The organism is Photobacterium gaetbulicola (assembly GCF_003025515.1).
Lineage (GTDB): Bacteria > Pseudomonadota > Gammaproteobacteria > Enterobacterales > Vibrionaceae > Photobacterium > Photobacterium gaetbulicola.
In genome coordinates, this window is sequence record NZ_PYME01000024.1 from 32,519 (window position 1) to 53,687 (window position 21,169).

The following is a 21,169-nucleotide window of genomic DNA, read 5'->3' on the forward strand; positions in this document are numbered from 1 at the left end:
AAAACGGCAACGCCATGTTATCAAAACTACTGACCAAAGTTATCGGTAGCCGTAACGACCGCACACTGCGTCGTATGCGCAAAATTGTTGACCAAATCAACAAGCTTGAACCTCAATTCGAAAGCTTGCAGGACGAAGAACTAAAGGCCAAAACGGTTGAGTTCCGTGAGCGTCTGGAGCAGGGCGAGAACCTTGACCAGCTATTACCAGAAGCGTTTGCGACGGTGCGCGAAGCCTCCAAGCGTGTGTTCGGTATGCGCCACTTCGACGTGCAGCTGATGGGTGGTATGGTGCTCAATGCTTGCCAAATCGCGGAAATGCGTACTGGTGAAGGTAAGACCCTGACCGCAACCCTACCGGCCTACCTCAACGCCCTGACAGGCAAAGGCGTGCATATTGTAACGGTGAACGACTACCTGGCTGCACGTGATGCCGAAACCAACCGCCCACTCTTTGAATTTCTTGGCATGACCGTTGGCGTTAACGTGCCTAACATGCCGCCTCAGGCGAAAAAAGAAGCCTACGCCGCCGACATTCTATACGGTACCAACAACGAATTCGGTTTCGACTATCTGCGCGACAACATGGCGTTCCGTCCGGAAGACCGTGTACAGCGCGAGCGCTTCTTTGCGGTAGTCGATGAGGTTGACTCCATCCTGATCGATGAAGCCCGTACCCCGCTAATCATCTCTGGTCCGGCGGAAGATAGCTCTGAGTTGTACACCAAGATCAATACCCTGATCCCACAGCTGGTGAAGCAGGATCAGGAAGACAGCGAAGAATACCGTGGCGAAGGTCACTACACGGTTGATGAAAAATCTAAGCAAGCCCACCTTACCGAAAACGGTCAGGAGTTTGTTGAGGAGCTGCTCAAGAAAAATGGCATGATGGAAGAGGAAGATACCCTTTACTCACCAGCCAATATCAGCCTGTTGCACCACGTCAACGCGGCTCTGCGTGCCCACGTGCTGTTCGAGCGTGACGTTGACTATATTGTCAAAGACGGTGAAGTCATCATCGTTGATGAGCACACCGGCCGTACCATGCCGGGACGTCGCTGGTCTGAAGGTCTGCACCAGGCTGTTGAAGCCAAAGAAGGCGTGAAGATCCAGAACGAGAACCAGACCCTGGCCTCGATCACTTTCCAGAATTATTTCCGCCTCTACACCAAGCTGTCGGGGATGACAGGTACCGCCGATACCGAAGCTTTCGAATTCCAGTCAATCTACGGTCTGGAAACCGTGGTGTTGCCAACCAACAAACCGATGATCCGTGATGACATGGGTGATCTGGTTTACATGACCGAGCTGGAAAAATTTGCTGCGATCAGCGAAGACATCAAAACCCGTGTTGAGAACGGCCAACCGGTACTGGTTGGTACTGTGTCGATCGAAAAATCTGAGCTACTGTCGAAATCGCTGAAGAAACAAGGCATCAAGCACGAAGTTCTGAACGCCAAGTTCCACGAGCGTGAAGCAGATATCGTCGCCCAAGCAGGTGCACCAAGCGCGGTAACCATTGCGACCAACATGGCCGGCCGTGGTACCGATATCGTACTGGGTGGTTCATGGCAGAGCGAAGTGGCCAAGCTGGACAACCCGACAGACGAGCAAATTGTCAAGATCAAAGCCGATTGGCAGGAAAAACACGATGCGGTTCTGGCCGCAGGTGGCCTGCACATCATCGGCACCGAGCGTCACGAATCTCGCCGTATTGATAACCAGTTACGTGGTCGTGCGGGTCGTCAGGGTGATGCCGGCTCTTCTCGCTTCTACCTATCGATGGAAGATGGCCTGATGCGTATCTTTGCATCGGATCGTGTCTCTAACATGATGAAGAAGCTGGGGATGGAAGAAGGCGAAGCGATTGAGCACCCATGGGTGACTAAGGCTATCGAGAACGCCCAGCGCAAGGTTGAAGGCCGTAACTTCGATATCCGTAAGCAGCTGCTTGAATTCGATGACGTGGCAAATGATCAGCGTAAGGTGGTGTACGAGCTACGCGATGAGCTGATGAATGCCGACGACATCAGCGAGATGATCGAGCAGAATCGCGAAGATGTGATCCAGGCGGTTATCGATGGCTACATCCCGCCGCAGTCGCTGGAAGAGATGTGGGACATCCAGGGGTTGGAAGAGCGCCTGAAAGCCGACTTCGACATGGAGCTGCCAATCCAGGAGTGGTTGGACAGCGAAGAGAAGCTCTACGAAGAAGCATTGCGTGAGCGTATCGTCGAGAAAGCGGTTGAGATCTACCGTCACAAAGAAGAAGTGGTTGGTGCGCCGGTACTGCGTAACTTCGAGAAGACGGTGATGCTGCAGAACCTCGATACGCTGTGGAAAGAACACCTAGCGGCCATGGACCACCTGCGTCAGGGTATCCACCTACGCGGTTATGCGCAGAAGAACCCGAAACAGGAATACAAGCGCGAGTCGTTTGAGCTGTTCGAGGGGATGCTGGAGAACCTGAAGTCTGACGTGATTGCGATTTTGAGCAAGGTACGTGTTCAGCAGCAGGAAGAAGTTGAGCGGGTTGAAGCCGAGCGCCGCCGCCAGGCCGAAGAGCTAGCTCGCCGCCAGCAGTTCCAGCACCAGAATGCGGAAAACCAAATTGCCGACGAAAGTCAGGCAAGCGACGAAGCGGCACCTTACCAGCGCGAAGAGCGCAAGGTAGGCCGTAACGAGCCTTGTCCATGTGGCTCTGGCAAGAAGTACAAGCAATGCCACGGTAAAATCAACTAACCGGGCTGCTTGACTCAGACAAAAAGGCCGCACTCGCGGCCTTTTTTCTATCCGAGATAGTGCCGCTGCCTCCGGGTATATGCTTAAAGAAGAGATCTGCTCAGCAGACAACGACAGAGAAAGGAACAGGTTTGGAAAAGAAACAAGTGTGGATTTCGGCGGGGATCATCCTCAACGCCGAGCAGGACAAGGTTTTCATTACCCAGCGTGCCGCCAAAGCGCACAAGGGCGGTTTTTGGGAGTTTGCCGGAGGCAAGGTCGAAGCTGGCGAAACAGCCGAGCAGGCAGTGATCAGAGAGCTTCAGGAGGAAGTGGGTATCCAGGCGACGGAGCTGGAGCACTTCATCGCGCTGGAGCACAACTACCCAGAGAAATCGCTGAAGTTTGATTTCTTTTTGGTGCGTGCCTTTGAAGGCAAGGCCTATGGCAAAGAAGGCCAGCCAAGCGAGTGGGTGCGTCTGGAAGAACTAACTAACTACGCATTCCCAGAAGCGAATGAGGTAGTGTTAGAGAAGTTGATGAGCCTATAAACTGGTTCTGTGGTTCTGTGGTTCTGTGGTTCTGTGGTTCTGTGGTTCTGTGGTTCTGTGGTTCTGTGGTTCTGTGGTTCTGTGGACCTATAGCGTTTGAATACCATAGGGCCACAGCGCCATAGGATCGATTCTTAGTATCCCATATCTTCCGACCAGCCGTCGGAGTCCGACATATCCGGCGCGCCCGGAATGGCTTTCTCTTCCTCAGCCCACTCACCCAAATCGATCAGCTGGCAGCGCTTGCAGCAGAACGGACGAAATGGGCTCTGCTCGCCCCAAACAACATCGGTCTGGCAGGTAGGGCATTTCACCACAGTAATCGGTGTGGTAGGTGTGTTGGATTGCGTCACTAGTTACCTCAGCAAATCGCTAGTTTAAATTCTATCGTCTCGGCAATACCGGTGCCTTCTTCAAACGGCATGAAGCGGATGGCAAACCGGCTGCGGTGTCCTGATATCATAGGGTAGACACCATGGCTGGGGCAAATCTCAAGCCGGATCAAACTGGTTTCGTCCGCTTCATGCTGGAAGAAACCGCCGCGAGCGACTTGGTTTTGGAACTGGCCGCTTTCTCTGACTAATTTGAGCCACAGGTTGAGGGCTACGCTCAGCTCCTTGATTTGGGACAGCCAGTTGGTCAGATCATTTTGCTTGTGGGCCAGTGGCAGGTGCAGCCAATGGTGCAGCGTCGGAAGGTCAAAGCAGCAGCTGCCCCCGGGGATCGACAGGCGTTGCTTGATCCCGCCGAGGAAGCGATCTTCACGAAGTTCCTGGCCAAGACGGTTGGCCGTTAGCAATTGATGCTGGGCCAACTCTAGTTGGTCCAGTAATGCCAGCAGAGCGGTTTGATCAACCCCTTCAATATTAAGCCACTGCTTGAGGCGGCCACGCTGTTTCTCTAGGTCTTTGGCAAGCTCTGACTTGACCTGGATCTGATCGAGGATTTCCAGCAAATCAAACAGAGCGCGGAAGAATAGCTGATGTTGCCAGGGATCCGTCAGTTCGCTGGCATGCTGCATTTGGCGGATCAGGTACTCTAGGCGAAGGTAAATACGTACCTTCTCGTTCAACGGGTGTTCAAAGCGGTTTACTTGCATATCAACGTACCCAAATTAGTTAGCACTGCGGTGTATTGTTTTGCTGGCGGCTCAGCGCCAGGTATTCTTGGTGCAGTCTGGCAACTTGCTGCTCAAGGTTGTCACCATTGCCATTATTGCAGATCACATCATCGGCGGCGGCAAGGCGCTGCTCGCGGCTGGCCTGGGAGGCCAGAATGCTACGGATCTGCTCGGCAGAGACGTTGTCCCGCTGCTGGGTGCGGGCGATCTGGGTCTCTTCATCGACATCGACCACCAGCAAGCGGTTGGTCATCACCTGTAGGTTATTTTCCACCATAAGCGGGACAACCAGCAAGCAATACGGTGATTGGGCGGCGGCAATATCCTGCTGCATTTTTTCCCGGATCATCGGATGCAATAACTGGTTAAGCCACTCTTTTAGCTGGTGATCACTGAAGATGGCTTCACGCAGCTTACTGCGATTGAGCGAGCCATCTGTCAGCAAGATGTCAGAACCCAGTCGCTCAACAATCGCTTGCAAACCGGCACTGCCGGGCTCTACCACTTCGCGGGCAACGATGTCGGCATCGATGATATCAATGCGCTGGGCGGCAAAGAGATTGGCAACCGTGGTTTTGCCGCTACCGATCCCGCCAGTCAATCCTATAACAAAAGCCATAAATTAAAGTCCCAGATAAGCGGTTAGATACCAGTTGAGCAGAGGCTCACCCCACAAGATGGCGACCCAGCCAGCCATGGCCAGATAAGGGCCGAAAGAGAACGGCTGTTGACCGTCGGCTTGTTGGCGGCGCATCATGATAATGCCGCAGATAGCCCCCACGAGTGAAGAGAACAGCACCACAAACGGTAACAGTTGCCAGCCCAGCCAAGCCCCCAGTGCTGCCAGTAGCTTGAAGTCGCCGTAGCCCATGCCCTCCTTGCCCGTTAGTAGTTTGAAGGTCCAGTACAGGCTCCATAGCGAGAGGTAACCGGCCATGGTGCCGATGACGGCATCTTGCAGACTGACCGGGGAGATCCCCAGTAGCGACAGCAGCAAGCCAGCCCACATCAGCGGGAGGGTGATCTGATCCGGCAGCAGCATTTTGTCGATGTCGATAAAGGTCAGGGCGATCAGGGCAAAGCTGAACAGGATCACCGCCAATGACCAGGTAGAAGCCGGTAGAAAGAGGGCAACCGTGGTACTGATCACCGCGGTTAAGAGCTCGATTGCCGGGTAACGGCCGCTGATGCTGGCTTTGCAGTTGCGGCATTGACCTTTGAGCAGCAGCCAACTGATCACCGGAATGTTATCCCACATGCTGATTGGATGCTGGCAGTGCGGGCAGCGCGAGCGTGGGAGGCTGAGGTTGAAGGTGCCTGTGTCCTGCTGTGGGCCTAGCTCGGGGAAATACTCGGTGCAGTCGGCTCTCCATTGGCGCTCCATCATGATTGGCAGGCGGTAGATCACCACGTTGAGGAAGCTACCTACCAGCAATCCGAAAATGGCAGCAAAAACAGGAAATAACCAAGGATAGACAGACAGCAGCGTCATGAAAAAGCTCTCATATTACTCAATGGAGATATTGTAGGGGAAATGGATCTTGGATCCTAGGGGAAGAGAGCCTAGATCTTAGAACCTGGCTCCTAGATGCTGGCAGATATGGGGCATAGGAGGTGTTGGCCCTAGGTCCTAGTTTTTACCCAACCACACTCATCAGCTTGAACACTGGCATATACATGGCGATCAGCAACCCGCCGATCAGGCCGCCGAGGAACAGGATGATCAGGGGCTCGAGGATTTTCCCCAGATTATCGACGGTATTGTCGACATCGTCCTCGTAGGTAATGGCAATTTTGTTGAGCATATCGTCAATGGAGCCGGATTCCTCGCCGATCATCACCATTTGCAGCATCAGCTCGGGGAAGACCCCGCTGTGGCGTAGCGCCAGATGCAGTGGCATGCCGGCCGCGGTATTGCCGTGGGCACCTTCGATCGCTTGCTCGATAAAGCGGTTGCCCGCCGTTCTACCAGCCGCTTCCAACCCGCTCAGCAGTGGGATCCCCGACGAGAAGGTAGTGGCAAGGGTGCGGGCAAAACGGGCAATGGCGGCTTTGCGCATGATGGGGCCCACAATGGGGATCATCAGCAGTAAGCGGTGAACCCGCAGCTTGTGTTTGTCTGATTTACGGTAAGCGGTAATGGAAAAGATGATCGCCAGCAGCAAGCCCAGCGCGAGGTAGGGGCCATGGCTGATCATGAGGTTTGATACATTAATGACCCATTGGGTAAACCATGGCAGTTCAGCACCAAAGCTTTTGAATATATTGGCAAATTGCGGGATCACGAAAATCAGCATCAGCACGGTGACGATAATCGCCGTCAGGGTCACCATCGACGGGTAGATCATCGCCTTGATCACCTTCTGGCGCATGGATTCGTTTTTTTCGCGGTAGGTGGCAAGGCGATTGAAGGCTTCAGCCAAGTGGCCGGTTTGCTCGCCGGTAGCGACCAGATCGCAGTAGAAATCATCAAACAGCGGCGAGCTGGTATGCAAGGCTCTGGCAAGGCTTGAGCCGGCTTCGACCTGGTTGCTGACCATGGTCAGTGTGGCCCTGGCCTCGGCTTTGTGGTGGCTCTGTGCAATGAGTTTGAGGGCCTGCACCACGGGCACGCCGGAGTTCACCATGGTGGCGAGCTGGCGGGTGATCGCGGAGACATCTGTGGCCATGAACTGGTTCCTACGCTTGCTCAGTGTCGAGGGCTGGTGGCGCTTGATCTTGCGTACCTGGATCTGCTGCTCGCCGAGCTTGGCGCGGATCTCCTGCTCCTGAAAGCCGAGCATGACACCTGACAAGCGCTTGCCGGTTGGGTTGATCCCACGCCAGCGGTAATAACGTATTTTTCTGTCCTTGGCCATGGGGAGTTCCTTATTTGCTAGACGTTGTATTTAGTGAGTGCTGGTTCAAGCGAAATGCAGGACACGCTGAAGCTCGGCGAGGCTGGTGGTGCCCTGGCAGAGCTTTTCGATACCGGCTTGCCGGAGGGTGATCATGCCGTGCTGGCAGGCGATATCCTCCAGCTCCAAGGTACTGGCTCCCTGCAACAGGGCGTGTGACAACGGCCTTGAGAAGGGCATCACTTCATAAATTCCGACCCGTCCCAGGTAGCCCTTGTTGCAGTCATCACAGCCGTTAGGACTGGCCTTGAACAGCTCGGCGCCTGGCGGGATCTCGAGTCTGGCGCGAAGCAGCGGGTCGAGATCGTCCGGCTGTTTGCAGTGGTGGCACAGCCGCCTAGCCAGGCGCTGGGCGATGATCAGGCTGAGCGACGAGGCCAAATTGAAATCCTCGATCCCCATATTGGTCAGGCGGGTGATGGTCTCGGCTGCCGAGTTGGTATGCAGGGTCGATAGCACCAGGTGGCCGGTTTGCGCCGCTTTTACCGCAATGCCCCCGGTTTCGAGATCGCGGATTTCGCCCACCATCACCACGTCCGGATCCTGACGCAGAAAAGCCCGCAATGCTTCGGCAAAACCCAAGCCGGCGACGGGGTTGATCTGGACCTGGTTGATCCCCGGCAGGTTGATCTCTATCGGGTCTTCGGCAGTGGAGATATTCCGCGCTTCGGTGTTGAGGATCTTCAGCCCTGAATAGAGCGAGACGGTTTTGCCGCTTCCGGTCGGCCCGGTCATCAGGATCATCCCCTGCGGCTGGTTTAACGCGTCAAGGTAGGCCTGTTTTTGCCCGTCGTTATAACCGAGGTGATCGATATCCAGCTTGCTACTGCTGCTATCGAGGATCCGCAATACGATTTTCTCACCCCACATGGTCGGCAGGGTCGATACCCGCAGATCCACCGACACGGTTTCGGACAGTTTGAGCTTGATCCGACCATCTTGCGGTATTCGCCGCTCGGCAATATTGAGCCGCGACATGACTTTTAGTCGGGTCGACAGGCGGCGCGACAGGTTGGCCGGCGGGGTGGCATACTGGTGCAAAATACCGTCGCAGCGCAAGCGGATCCGGTAGTGTTTCTCGTAAGGCTCGAAATGGATATCCGAGGCATGTTTGCGCAGGGCATCGAGCAGGGTTTGGTTGATGTAGCGGGTGACCGGGGCACTGTCGCTGCTGAGGTCGGTGGTGTCATCAATCAGCTCGCCATCGCTGAGCTCCACCAGTTCGGTCAGCTCAGTTTCGCTGATCCCGCGCTGCGGTGCGTGCTGTTCGGTGCCTTTGAGCTCGCTGCCGTAAACTCGGCGGAGTGCCGCCTCGAGCTGTTTGTATTCCAGCAGCATTGGCTCGACATGCTTACCGGTGGCAAAGCGGAAGTCATCGAGGGCATCGAGATAGGTGGGGTCGCACAGGCCGATGAACAGGGTGTTGTCGGTATGGGTAAGTGGCAGTACCCGGTGGCGCAGGATCAAATCACGCAGGTTGAGGGTCTTGCAGCACTCGGCGTAGTCATACTGGTGGGCATCGACCAAGGCAACGGCAAAAATCACTTCCAGCTGGCGCGCCAGATCCTGGCTGGTCATGATCCCAAGGCCAATCAATGCCGCCGGTACCGACAGTTTTTCAGCCTGTACCTGGTCAACCACCTGTTGCAACTGCACCGGGCTGATCAGCTCAGCCTGGTGCAGAATTGAAGCAAGGTTGGTGTACATTAGCTTGCTGGGCACCAGTCTGTATAGCCATCACCTGTACAACTGATGACCCAAACAACACCATTAGTTGTTAAATTAGGAGTTAATCTAACAGTAGCAGAAGTAGGAAGAGAGCCTTTTGCGACAACCGTTGCTTCTACAATACCTGTTGCTGTTCCAAGAGTTGCTTGTGCTACTGTCGAGTCAATAGTGAAATCATCTGAAGCACTTTTTTGAAAGTGCTGCTGACTTGGGACACCACCATTACCACTCGAACAGTCAGCTTTACCATCAAGCAGGCAAATTCCTACAGCTGTTTTAAATGCAGCAGTAGCGCTTAGCATTTCACTAGCATGAGCTCGTTTAGTGTAATTCTGGTATGCAGGCACAGCAAATGCGCTGATAATCCCAATAATCGCCACCACTATCATCAACTCAATCAGCGTAAAGCCTTTTTGTCCTTTCATTGTTGTTGTCCTTGTTTTCTAGCCATGAATGTAAAGTAGGCTCAGCATACGCCTGATATGCAATCGGTTTTAATGGTGATGAAAGGTTGCTGGAAATGTGCCGGGAAAATGATCAGCGGCTTACAGTCGTTGATCATTTTTTTGCGACTCGGTGAAGGGAAATGGCGCTGCTGTCGAGGCGTTTAAGTCGGTGGTTTTCCGGTTAAGGTGTTGATTTTATTGTCAATTAAAGCGAATCTTTGCTCGTGAACCATACCCCGAAACAAAAACAGGCTCCCGAAGGAACCTGCTCAACAATCAAGACCAGAAGCGGCGACGCTTATTTGAAGCGCATCGACAAATCCATCGCCTTGAGGTGCTTGGTCAGTGCGCCGACCGAGATGTAATCGACACCGGTTTGGGCAAACTCGCGGATGGTCTCCAGCGTCACGTTGCCGGAGTTCTCCAGCGCGGCGCGGCCGGCGTTGATTTTCACTGCTTGGCGCATCATGTCGGTGGTGAAGTTGTCCAGCATGATGATGTCGGCACCGGCATCAATGGCCTGCTGCAGTTCGTCCAGCGACTCGGTCTCGACTTCAACCGGCTTGCCCGGGTTGAGCTGCTTGGCGGTGCTGATGGCTTGCTCGATACCGCCGCAGGCGATGATGTGGTTTTCCTTGATCAGGTACGCATCGAACACACCGATACGGTGGTTGTAACCGCCGCCGCAGGTCACGGCATATTTCAGCGCGCTGCGCAGGCCCGGAATCGTTTTGCGGGTATCAAGCAGGCGGCACTCGGTGCCTTCCAGCTGCTTGGCATATTCGGCAACGGTAGTGGCACAGCCAGACAGGGTCTGGATGAAGTTCATCGCGTTGCGCTCGCCGGTCAGCAGAATGCGTGACGGGCCGCGCAGGGTGCACAGGGTCTGGTTCGGCTCGACCTTGTCGCCGTCTTCGACATGCCACTCAATGCTGACTTCGCCGCCCAGCTGGCGGAACACTTCCTCGGCCCACATCTGGCCGCAGAACATACCGTGTTCGCGGGTGATGATGGTGGCGATCCCTTGGCTGTCTGCCGGGATCAGGCTGGCCGTAATGTCGCGGCCGGCATCAATCTCGCCGCCGAGATCTTCGCGCAGGGTGTCGGCAACGGCACGGGTAATTTCAAGGGGAAGCTGCTGTTTAAGGTAATTCAAGCGCGATTCGCTGTCGTGCTTCTTTTCCATTTGAGTCATGACACATCCGTAGCAAGGTTTGGCTGCTGAATAGGGGCGGGAGCCGCTCCTGGGTTAACTGGCGCTGATCATACCGCGATGTGGGGTGAGATCCTAGGTGCGAGTGCCTAGTTCCTGGGAAAAGCGGGAAAAGGCGGTGCTAGAGAGGCAGGGGTAGCGGTGCTATGGTACTGAGGTGCTATGGCCCTATGGATTAAAAGCGGAACCATGGAAAATAATAGTTCCATGGATAGCCAAATAAAAAATAAAGGTTTGACATAGGCTTTTGGCTCAACGAGCCTAGCCACAGGACCACAGGACCACAGGACCACAGGACCACAGGACCACAGGACCACAGGACCACAGGACCACAGGACCACAGGACCACAGGACCACAGGACCACAGGACCACAGGACCACAGGACCACAGGACTTAACAATGTTAACAATTAATCAAGACCACTGGCTGGAAGGGGTCAAGCATGTGCCTTCGCCGTTCCATGATGCCAGGCCGGATAGTGACGATATTTCGCTGTTGGTTGTACATAATATCAGCTTGCCGCCGGGCCAATTTGGCGGTCCGTATATCGAGCAGCTATTTACCGGTACCCTAAAACCTGACGAACATCCCTATTTTGAGTTAATTTCCGGTTTTCGGGTATCGGCTCACTGTCTAATTATGCGAAATGGCGATATTATCCAGTTCGTTCCGTTTGACTGTCGGGCTTGGCATGCGGGTGTGTCGACCTTTGCAGGCCGTGATAAGTGCAACGACTATTCGATCGGAATTGAACTGGAAGGAACGGATACCCTGCCTTACACCCAGGCCCAGTACGATACCCTTGCCGCACTCACCCGGGTGCTGCTCGACAATTACCCCCGCATGGATGCCAGCCGGATCACCGGCCACGAGTTTATCGCCCCCGGGCGAAAAACCGACCCGGGTTTGGCATTTGATTGGCTTGCCTATAAGTCTTCAATATTGCTCAAGTAATCGCCAGTCAGTGCGAGTGCTGGTGAGAAAATTGGCGGGAAAATGTAACAAACAATTGGTCTGACCATTGTTTGTTTTCTCGTCAAAGATTGCCCTAACCCCTGTTGACCACTAGTGTTTGTGATGTTTTAACAAGTTTTCATAATTTGAAATTTTTGTTAAATCACCCCTCGTTCTATGATTTCAATCAAGTTGTCGGTAGACATCTTCAATTATTTCTGTAAAATTTCCTCCCATAGTTAAATTGGTAATACCAATTATCCGCATTCCGGACTACCTTGAAACGTATAAGTACAACCAAGAACCAATAACGAATGACTTATAAACGAATCCGCCAACCCAAGCTCTCCGATGCTATCGAGCAGGAACTGGAGCATCTGATCCTCGAGGGAATCCTATCCCCGGGGCAGCAGCTGCCGCCTGAACGTGAGCTTGCCAAGCAATTCGATGTTTCTCGCCCGTCTGTCCGTGAAGCTATCCAGCGCCTTGAGGCAAAAAAACTGCTCACGCGCCGCCAGGGTGGCGGTACCTTTGTGACCGAAAAGCTATGGCAGAGCTTTTCCGAGCCACTGTTGGAACTCCTCTCCGCCCACCCAGAGACCCAGCTTGACCTGCTGGAGTCGCGCCATGCCCTTGAAGGCCTGGCTGCCTACTACGCCGCCCTGCGCGGCAACCAAGAAGATTTCACCCGTATTCGTGACTGCCATTCGCGGATACAGGAAGCCCAGCAGCAAGGTGATTTGCCGGCCGAAGCCGCCGCTGTGATGCAATACCTGATTGCGGTGACTGAGTCCGCACACAACGTGGTATTGCTCCATATCATCCGTAGCCTTGCCCCTCTGCTGGAGCAAAACGTATTACAAAACTTTGAGCTCCTGAACCGTCGCCCCGATGTGGTGGAAAAGGTGCGCAATCATCGAGCCAACATTGTCCAGGCGATTGTTTCGGGGGAACCCGTACAGGCCCGCGACGCATCGCATGCACATTTGGCTTATATCGAGGAAACCTTGTTGGATTTATCGCGCGAAGACAGTAGACGAGAACGCTCTCTTCGACGCATTCAACAACGCAAGGACGGGCTGGATTAGTACCCCTCATATAAGCCGAGGGCACTAGTAAACAGTCGCGACATTGTTAGTTTTGTAGATTATCAACGAAAGGATAGATCGCATGTCTGAAGTCATGAAAAATGACGTGGATGCACTGGAAACTCAAGAGTGGCTAGCAGCCCTAGAGTCAGTCGTTCGTGAAGAAGGTGTAGAACGCGCCCAGTTCCTACTTGAGCAAGTACTGGACAAGGCTCGTCTTGATGGCGTAGATATGCCAACCGGTATCACTACCAACTACATCAACACCATCCCATCAGATCAAGAACCCGCTTACCCTGGCGACACAACGCTTGAGCGCCGTATCCGCGCGATCATCCGTTGGAATGCGGCAATGATCGTACTGCGCGGCTCTAAGAAAGACCTAGAGCTTGGCGGTCACATGGCTTCATTCCAGTCTGCTGCAGCGTTCTACGAGACCTGTTTCAACCACTTCTTCCGTGCGCCGAACGAGAAGGACGGTGGTGACCTAGTATACTACCAAGGCCACATTGCCCCTGGTATCTACTCTCGTGCGTTCGTTGAAGGTCGTCTGACCGAAGAGCAGCTAGACAACTTCCGTCAGGAAGTAGACGGCAAAGGTATCCCTTCATACCCGCACCCTAAACTCATGCCTGAGTTCTGGCAGTTCCCAACCGTATCTATGGGTCTGGGTCCAATTTCTGCTATCTACCAAGCACGTTTCCTTAAGTACCTAGACGGCCGTGGCCTGAAAGATACGTCAGAGCAGCGCGTATATGCGTTCCTGGGTGACGGTGAGATGGATGAGCCAGAATCACGTGGTGCCATTTCTTTCGCTGCGCGTGAGAAACTGGACAACCTATGCTTCCTAATCAACTGTAACCTACAGCGTCTTGACGGTCCGGTAATGGGTAACGGCAAGATCATCCAAGAGCTAGAAGGCCTATTCAAAGGTGCTGGCTGGAACGTGGTTAAAGTTATCTGGGGTAACAACTGGGATTCTCTACTGGCGAAAGACACCTCGGGCAAGCTGCTGCAGCTGATGAACGAGACTATCGACGGTGATTACCAGACATTCAAGTCGAAAGACGGCGCTTACGTACGTGAGCACTTCTTCGGTAAGTACCCAGAAACTGCGGCACTGGTTGCAGACATGACTGATGACGAAATCTTCGCCCTTAAGCGTGGTGGTCACGAGTCATCTAAGCTGTACGCGGCATACAAGAACGCGGCAGAAACCAAAGGCCGTCCAACGGTTATCCTTGCTAAGACTGTTAAAGGTTACGGCATGGGTGAAGCGGCTGAAGGTAAGAACATTGCGCACCAGGTAAAGAAGATGGACATGTCTTCTGTTATGCACCTGCGTGACCGCCTAGGCCTACAAGACCTAGTCTCTGACGAAGACGTGAAGAACCTGCCTTACCTGAAACTGGAAGAAGGTTCGAAAGAGCACGAGTACCTACACGCTCGTCGTAACGCACTTCACGGCTACACGCCACAGCGCCTGCCTAACTTCACCGAGGAGCTAGTGCTTCCAGAAGTTGAAGAGTTCAAACCGCTGCTAGAAGAGCAGAAGCGTGACATCTCTACCACGATGGCATTCGTTCGTGCGCTAAACGTTCTACTTAAGAACAAGAACATCGGTAAGAACATCGTTCCTATCATTGCTGACGAAGCACGTACTTTCGGTATGGAAGGTCTGTTCCGTCAAATCGGTATCTACAACCCGCACGGCCAGCAGTACACGCCGCAGGACCGTGACATCGTTTCTTACTACAAAGAAGCGACGTCGGGCCAGGTACTACAGGAAGGTATCAACGAGCTAGGTGCAATGTCTTCATGGGTTGCTGCAGCAACGTCATACAGCACCAACGATCTTCCAATGATCCCGTTCTACATCTACTACTCAATGTTCGGCTTCCAGCGTGTGGGCGACATGGCGTGGATGGCAGGTGACCAGCAGGCGCGTGGTTTCCTACTGGGTGCGACAGCAGGTCGTACTACCCTGAACGGTGAAGGTCTACAGCACGAAGACGGTCACAGCCACATCATGGCTAACACTGTTCCTAACTGTATCTCTTACGACCCAACGTTCGCTTACGAAGTTGCTGTGATCATGCAAGACGGTATCCGTCGCATGTACGGCGAGCAAGAGAACGTGTTCTACTACCTAACGGTAATGAACGAAAACTACGCGATGCCAGCAATGCCAGAAGGCGTTGAAGAAGGCATCCGTAAGGGTATCTACAAGCTAGAATCTTACGCGGGTGATAAGTCTAAAGTTCAGCTAATGAGCTCGGGCACTATCATGAACGAAGTTCGCAAAGCAGCACAGATCCTAAGCGACGACTACGGTATCGCTTCTGACATCTACTCTGTGACGTCTTTCAACGAACTAACGCGTGAAGGTCAAGACGTAGAGCGCTACAACATGCTTCACCCTGAAGCAGAAGCGAAAGTACCGTACATCGCACAGGTTATGGGCACTGAGCCAGCGATCGCTGCAACGGACTACATGAAGAACTACGCAGAGCAAGTTCGTGCATTCATGCCTTCTGAGTCTTTCAAAGTACTTGGTACTGACGGTTTCGGCCGCTCTGACAGCCGTGCGAACCTACGCCGCCACTTCGAAGTTAACGCTGGCTACGTAGTTGTTGCTGCACTGACTGAACTGGCTAAGCGTGGTGATGTTGAGAAATCTGTAATTGCTGAAGCAATCGCGAAGTTCGACATCGACGCTGACAAGATCAACCCGCTATACGCGTAAGAGGCAAATTAAACATGGCAATCGAAATTAATGTACCTGACATCGGTGCGGATGAGGTTGAAGTAACTGAGATCCTTGTAAGCGTTGGCGACAAGGTTGAAGAAGAGCAGTCTCTGATCACTGTAGAAGGCGACAAGGCTTCTATGGAAGTACCAGCTTCTCAGGCGGGTATCGTTAAAGAAATCAAAGTGGCTGAAGGCGACAAGGTTTCTACCGGTTCTCTAATCATGATTTTCGAAGCCGAGGGTGCTGCAGCTGCAGCACCTGCTCCTGCGGCTGAAGCAGCGCCTGCTGCTCCAGCTCCAGCAGCAGCGGCTCCTGCTACTTCAGAGCTTAAAGAAGTTCACGTACCGGATATTGGTGGCGACGAAGTAGAAGTAACTGAAATCATGGTTGCCGTTGGCGACAGCATCGAAGAAGAGCAGTCTCTTCTTACTGTTGAAGGCGACAAAGCATCAATGGAAGTACCTGCACCATTCGCTGGTACTCTAAAAGAGATCAAAGTAGCGGCAGGCGATAAAGTATCGACAGGCTCTCTTATCATGATCTTCGAAACCGCTGGTGCAGCTCCTGCAGCAGCGCCTGCGGCAGCTCCGGCTGCAGCTCCTGCAGCGGCAGCTGACCAAGAAGTTAACGTACCGGACATCGGTGGCGACGAAGTAGAAGTGACTGAAATCATGGTTGCGGTAGGCGACATGATTGAAGAAGAGCAGTCTCTGATCACTGTTGAAGGTGACAAGGCTTCTATGGAAGTCCCTGCACCGTTCGCTGGTAAGGTTAAAGAGATCAAGATTGCAGCAGGTGACAAAGTGTCGACTGGCTCGCTAATCATGGTATTCGAAGTTGCTGGCGCAGCACCTGTAGCTGCTCCTGCGGCAGCAGCCCCAGCACCTGCTCCAGCAGCAGCGCCAGCGCCAGCGGCGGCAGCTCCTGCATCTACCGGTGATTTCCAGGAGAACAACGATTACGCTCACGCGTCTCCAGTTGTTCGCCGTCTTGCTCGCGAGTTCGGTGTTAACCTGTCTAAGGTTAAAGGTACTGGTCGTAAGAACCGTATCCTGAAAGAAGACGTTCAGAACTTCGTTAAAGATGCGCTTAAGCGTCTTGAGGCGGGTAGCGCGGCATCTGGCAAGGGTGATGGCTCTGCGCTGGGTCTACTACCATGGCCGAAAGTTGATTTCAGCAAGTTCGGTGAGACTGAAACTAAGCCTCTTTCTCGCATCAAGAAGATCTCTGGCGCCAACCTGCACCGTAACTGGGTAATGATCCCTCACGTTACACAGTGGGACAACGCAGACATCACTGAGCTGGAAGCATTCCGTAAAGAGCAGAATGCTATCGAAGCGAAGAAAGATACTGGCATGAAGATCACTCCGCTTGTATTCATCATGAAAGCGGTAGCGAAAGCGCTAGAAGCCTTCCCAGCGTTCAACGCTTCGCTGTCTGAAGACAACGAGAGCCTGATCCTGAAGAAGTACGTAAACGTGGGTATCGCCGTAGATACACCAAATGGCCTGGTTGTTCCTGTGTTCAAAGACGTGAACAAGAAAGGTATTTACGAGCTATCTGAAGAGCTAATGGCAGTGTCTAAGAAGGCACGTGCTGGCAAGCTAACTGCTGCTGACATGCAGGGTGGCTGTTTCACTATCTCAAGCCTAGGCGGTATCGGCGGCACTGCGTTCACACCAATCGTGAATGCACCAGAAGTTGGTATCCTGGGTGTATCTAAGTCTGAAATGAAGCCTGTGTGGAACGGCAAAGAGTTCGAACCACGCCTACAGCTTCCACTGTCTCTATCATACGACCACCGTGTGATCGATGGCGCGGAAGGTGCTCGCTTCATCACATACCTGAACGCGTGTCTGTCTGACATTCGCCGTCTGGTACTTTAAGGTTTCCTAACCAACCTCCATGCCTGCAAAAGCGGGCATGGAAGTGTTGTGTAGCTCACAGGCTATAGCAATTTACTTTTCAGTTTGTTAACACCTCTGTAAAATCGTTAGCCAGCTGAAACAAAAAGTAGAACACGAATACTTAGCCTGTTAGGGATAAAAGACTTACAACGAGGTCATGATGAGTAAAGAAATTAAAGCCCAGGTAGTGGTGTTGGGTTCAGGCCCTGCAGGTTACTCTGCGGCATTCCGTAGCGCCGACCTAGGCCTAGATACGGTACTAATCGAAAAATACAGCACACTTGGTGGTGTATGTCTAAACGTGGGTTGTATCCCATCTAAAGCCCTGCTTCACGTTGCTAAAGTTATCGAAGAAGCAAAAGCGATGGCTGAGCACGGCGTGGTATTCGGTGAGCCTCAAACCGATATCAACAAGATCCGTGTATGGAAAGAAAAAGTAATTACCCAACTGACAGGCGGTCTTGGCGGTATGGCTAAGATGCGTAAAGTTAACGTGGTTAACGGCTACGGTAAGTTTACTGGTCCTAACACTATCGTTGTTGAGGGCGAAGACGGTCCAACAACTGTAACTTTCGACAACGCTATCGTTGCGGCAGGTTCTCGTCCTATCGAGCTACCGTTCATCCCGCACGAAGACCCACGTATCTGGGACTCAACTGATGCCCTTGAGCTGAAAGAAGTGCCTGAAAAGCTACTTGTCATGGGTGGCGGTATCATCGGCCTTGAGATGGGTACGGTATACCATGCGCTGGGTTCGCAGATCGATGTGGTTGAGATGTTCGATCAGGTTATCCCTGCTGCTGACAAAGACATCGTTAAAGTTTTCACCAAGCGCATCAAGAAGAAATTCAACCTGATGCTAGAAACCAAAGTAACCGCTGTTGAAGCGCGTGAAGACGGTATCTACGTATCAATGGAAGGTAAGAAAGCCCCTGCTGAGCCGGTACGTTACGATGCTGTTCTTGTGGCAATCGGCCGTGTACCAAACGGTAAGCTGATCGACGCAGAGAAAGCGGGTATCGAAGTTGACGAGCGCGGCTTCATCAACGTTGACAAGCAGATGCGTACTAACGTTCCTCACATCCACGCTATCGGTGACATCGTTGGCCAGCCAATGCTTGCTCACAAAGGTGTGCATGAAGGCCACGTTGCTGCTGAAGTTATTTCTGGTAAGAAGCACTACTTCGATCCTAAAGTTATTCCTTCAATCGCTTACACCGAGCCAGAAGTAGCATGGGTTGGTAAGACCGAGAAAGAAGCAAAAGCTGAAGGCATCAACTACGAAGTGGCGACATTCCCATGGGCAGCTTCTGGCCGTGCAATCGCTTCTGACTGTGCCGACGGTATGACGAAGATGATCTTCGACAAAGACACTCACCGTGTGATCGGTGGTGCTATCGTGGGTACTAACGGTGGTGAGCTGCTGGGTGAAATCGGTCTGGCGATCGAGATGGGCTGTGATGCAGAGGATATCGCTCTGACTATCCACGCCCACCCAACGCTACACGAATCTGTAGGTCTGGCTGCTGAGGTATTCGAAGGTTCAATCACTGACCTTCCTAACCCGAAAGCCGTTAAGCGTAAGTAATTACGGCTTTGCTAGCGGATATGAAAAAAGCGCCTTCGGGCGCTTTTTTGGTATTTTGGGGCTAGGAAGAGCCAAAAACTTGGCTTGAATTTGAGGTTCGCAGAACCTAGAACCCAGAAAACAACAAGGAGGGCCTAAACCCTCCTTGCCGTTTGCTTTTATTTCTTCGCTATCGTATCACGCTTAGAGCGTGAACGTGCCGACCATGTCATCCAGGCGCTTGGACAGATCGCGCAGTGCTTGGCTTGACTGGGCTAGCTGCGAAGCGGTATCGGCAGTGCGTTGGGTCGCTTCGTTGATTTCCTCGATATTGCAGTTGATATCGCAGACCACGGTGGACTGCTCTTCCGTTGCGGTGGCGACCTGGGTATTCATGTCGGAAATCAGGGTGATGCGATCGGAGATCGACAGCAGGGCGCCGGAGGCCTCGTCCGCTGCCGAGACGCCATCGGAGGTGAGCTGGCGGCTCTGCACCATCGCGCTGACTGCGTTGCTGGCTTCTTCCTGCAGGCGGTTGATCATCGCCTGGATCTCATCGGTCGAATCGGCGGTGCGGCTGGCCAAGCTGCGTACCTCGTCGGCCACCACAGCAAAGCCGCGGCCCTGCTCGCCGGCGCGGGCCGCCTCAATTGCGGCGTTGAGCGCCAGCAAATTGGTTTGCTCGGAGATACCGCGGATCACATCCAGAATACTGCCAATGGCCTGGGTGTTGCTGGCCAGCGACTCAATCACTTCGCTGACCTGGGTCACATCATTGGCGAGCTGGTTAATGGTATCGCGGGCCTGGCTGACCACCTGCTGGCCGCTCTGGGTTTCGTTTTCGGCATTATGCGCGGCATCGGCTGCGTGCGCGGCATTGCTGGCAATTTCGTTGACGGTGGCACCCATTTCATTGATAGCCGTGACGACCTGCAGGGTACGGTCACGTTGGCTGTGGCTGGTATCCAAGGTGATTTCAGCCTGCTGGGCGACAGACTCGGCCGCTTCGCGGAGGCTGTTGCCGGTTTCGGCGACCTCTTTGACCGAGTAGTGGATCTTGCCGATGAAACTATTGAAGCCCGCGGAGAGCTGGGCAATTTCATCATTGCCTGATACTTCAATACGGTGGCGCAGATCCCCTTCGCCTTCACCGAGATCTTTAAACATAGCGGCCAGGCGGGAAATCGGCTGGGTGATATTGCTACCGAGCCAAATGGCAAGTAACACAAACGCGGCGGCGATGCCGGCGGTCCACAGCATGATTTGCTGGCGGGCCTGATTCAGCTCGGCAAAGGCTTCTTCCAGGGGCAATTGGGCAACCACATACCAGTTCATGGATGGGATGTAGCTGGTAGCCACCAACACATCTTGGCCGTTGATGGTGTGCTGGACGACATTGAAATCATCCTTGGCCAGTAAGGTAGCGGCCGCTTGCTGGCCGTACAGGTTCGCGAGCTGCATTTTGCCCATTACGCCACGGTCGCGATGGATCTGCACTTGGCCTTGGCCGTCAGCGAGGAAGACAAAGCCGGTTTTTTCCAGCTGGAACTGGTTGATGAAGCGGCTCATCTCGGCGAGGGACTTGGAAAGGCCGGCCATACCTTTGCCATTTAGCTGCTGGTAGTTGACGAACAGTTTGACGTCGCCGTTTGATTCGCGGAAGACACTGAGCGATCGGGCTTGCCCCGAGCGGGTGAAATCATAGAACCAGCCATCTTGCTGCGGGGTCAGGCGGCGCAGAAATCCGTCCTGATTCCAGTAGTCGCCACTGGTACGATCAGCAATAGAGGCATCGAACAATTGGTACTGGTTTTTGATATCATTCAGGCGCCGGATTATTTTGCTTTCATCGGCTTGCGATCTGCCATCATGATAGAGGTCAGTAATGAAGCGGCTGGTGGCCAGTTGCTCGGCGGCAGCCAGCATCAGTGATACTTCCTTATCGATGCTATTGCGGATTTGCAGCAGGGTAGCCGGTAGCTCCGACTGCAGTAAGCGGTTTTCGACCACTTGCCTTGCTTGCTTTTGGCTGATGATGCCAACGAGCAGGGTAGAAGCGAGAACCGCAAGGACCATAGCCAGGATCAGCTTTTGTTTGATTGTGAATTGGTTGAACTTCATAGTCTTTTATAGTTTTGTCTGACGATGTGAACGGTGTGTACGTTCACGGAATAAGTAGCCCATGACCCAAGAACAGCCATTTGCGGCAACTCACAGTGTGATAT

Annotated in this window: 16 protein-coding genes; 7 read left to right on the top strand and 9 right to left on the bottom strand. The window is 53.3% G+C overall.

Going from position 1 to position 21,169, the window contains the following annotated elements:
• Positions 1-14 precede the first annotated feature (14 nt).
• Both secA and mutT read left to right on the top strand, forming a co-directional pair.
• On the top strand, positions 15-2,741 hold the full coding sequence (gene secA / locus C9J03_RS19220; protein ID WP_044622450.1) for a preprotein translocase subunit SecA: 2,727 nt from the start codon (positions 15-17) through the stop codon (positions 2,739-2,741).
• Between the two features lie 131 nt (positions 2,742-2,872).
• On the top strand, positions 2,873-3,271 hold the full coding sequence (gene mutT, locus C9J03_RS19225; RefSeq protein ID WP_044622451.1) for an 8-oxo-dGTP diphosphatase MutT: 399 nt from the start codon (positions 2,873-2,875) through the stop codon (positions 3,269-3,271).
• 134 nt (positions 3,272-3,405) lie between these two features.
• On the opposite strand, the gene yacG is transcribed toward mutT, so the two are convergent.
• From yacG to nadC, 8 genes are all read right to left on the bottom strand, one after another.
• Positions 3,406-3,624 (bottom strand): DNA gyrase inhibitor YacG, encoded by a 219-nt coding sequence (yacG, locus tag C9J03_RS19230; RefSeq protein WP_039459319.1) that lies wholly within the window; start codon positions 3,622-3,624, stop codon positions 3,406-3,408.
• Between the two features lie 8 nt (positions 3,625-3,632).
• Entirely contained in the window at positions 3,633-4,370 is a 738-nt protein-coding gene (gene zapD, locus C9J03_RS19235) for a cell division protein ZapD (RefSeq protein WP_044622452.1), read from the bottom strand.
• Between the two features lie 19 nt (positions 4,371-4,389).
• Entirely contained in the window at positions 4,390-5,010 is a 621-nt protein-coding gene (gene coaE / locus C9J03_RS19240) for a dephospho-CoA kinase (RefSeq protein WP_044622453.1), read from the bottom strand.
• A gap of 3 nt (positions 5,011-5,013) precedes the next feature.
• On the bottom strand, positions 5,014-5,883 hold the full coding sequence (locus C9J03_RS19245; RefSeq protein WP_044622454.1) for a prepilin peptidase: 870 nt from the start codon (positions 5,881-5,883) through the stop codon (positions 5,014-5,016).
• Positions 5,884-6,028: 145 nt separating this feature from the next.
• Positions 6,029-7,249 carry a type II secretion system F family protein gene (locus C9J03_RS19250; RefSeq protein ID WP_044622455.1) on the bottom strand — a complete coding sequence of 407 codons (1,221 nt, stop codon included), beginning with the start codon at positions 7,247-7,249 and terminating at the stop codon, positions 6,029-6,031.
• A gap of 45 nt (positions 7,250-7,294) precedes the next feature.
• A complete protein-coding gene (pilB, locus tag C9J03_RS19255) occupies positions 7,295-8,995 on the bottom strand; it encodes a type IV-A pilus assembly ATPase PilB (protein ID WP_044622456.1) in 1,701 nt (566 codons plus the stop codon).
• Positions 8,995-9,441 carry a pilin gene (locus tag C9J03_RS19260; protein WP_044622457.1) on the bottom strand — a complete coding sequence of 149 codons (447 nt, stop codon included), beginning with the start codon at positions 9,439-9,441 and terminating at the stop codon, positions 8,995-8,997. Before C9J03_RS19260 ends, pilB begins: the two co-directional genes overlap by 1 nt.
• Before the next feature lie 319 nt (positions 9,442-9,760).
• Positions 9,761-10,648 carry a carboxylating nicotinate-nucleotide diphosphorylase gene (gene nadC / locus C9J03_RS19265; RefSeq protein ID WP_044624362.1) on the bottom strand — a complete coding sequence of 296 codons (888 nt, stop codon included), beginning with the start codon at positions 10,646-10,648 and terminating at the stop codon, positions 9,761-9,763.
• 427 nt (positions 10,649-11,075) lie between these two features.
• Here nadC and ampD point away from each other — a divergent pair, with 427 nt between their 5' ends.
• From ampD to lpdA, 5 genes are all read left to right on the top strand, one after another.
• Positions 11,076-11,630, top strand: coding sequence for a 1,6-anhydro-N-acetylmuramyl-L-alanine amidase AmpD (gene ampD, locus C9J03_RS19270; RefSeq protein ID WP_039456936.1), 555 nt, complete (start codon positions 11,076-11,078; stop codon positions 11,628-11,630).
• Positions 11,631-11,944: 314 nt separating this feature from the next.
• Entirely contained in the window at positions 11,945-12,718 is a 774-nt protein-coding gene (pdhR, locus tag C9J03_RS19275) for a pyruvate dehydrogenase complex transcriptional repressor PdhR (protein WP_044622458.1), read from the top strand.
• 82 nt (positions 12,719-12,800) lie between these two features.
• Complete coding sequence (aceE, locus tag C9J03_RS19280) at positions 12,801-15,464, top strand: pyruvate dehydrogenase (acetyl-transferring), homodimeric type (protein WP_044622459.1); 2,664 nt, start codon at positions 12,801-12,803, stop codon at positions 15,462-15,464.
• 14 nt (positions 15,465-15,478) lie between these two features.
• Complete coding sequence (gene aceF / locus C9J03_RS19285; protein WP_044622460.1) at positions 15,479-17,356, top strand: pyruvate dehydrogenase complex dihydrolipoyllysine-residue acetyltransferase; 1,878 nt, start codon at positions 15,479-15,481, stop codon at positions 17,354-17,356.
• A gap of 181 nt (positions 17,357-17,537) precedes the next feature.
• Complete coding sequence (gene lpdA, locus C9J03_RS19290; RefSeq protein WP_044624363.1) at positions 17,538-18,965, top strand: dihydrolipoyl dehydrogenase; 1,428 nt, start codon at positions 17,538-17,540, stop codon at positions 18,963-18,965.
• Between the two features lie 183 nt (positions 18,966-19,148).
• Here lpdA and C9J03_RS19295 read toward each other — a convergent pair whose 3' ends face one another.
• On the bottom strand, positions 19,149-21,065 hold the full coding sequence (locus C9J03_RS19295; RefSeq protein WP_044622461.1) for a methyl-accepting chemotaxis protein: 1,917 nt from the start codon (positions 21,063-21,065) through the stop codon (positions 19,149-19,151).
• Between the last annotated feature and the right edge of the window lie 104 nt (positions 21,066-21,169).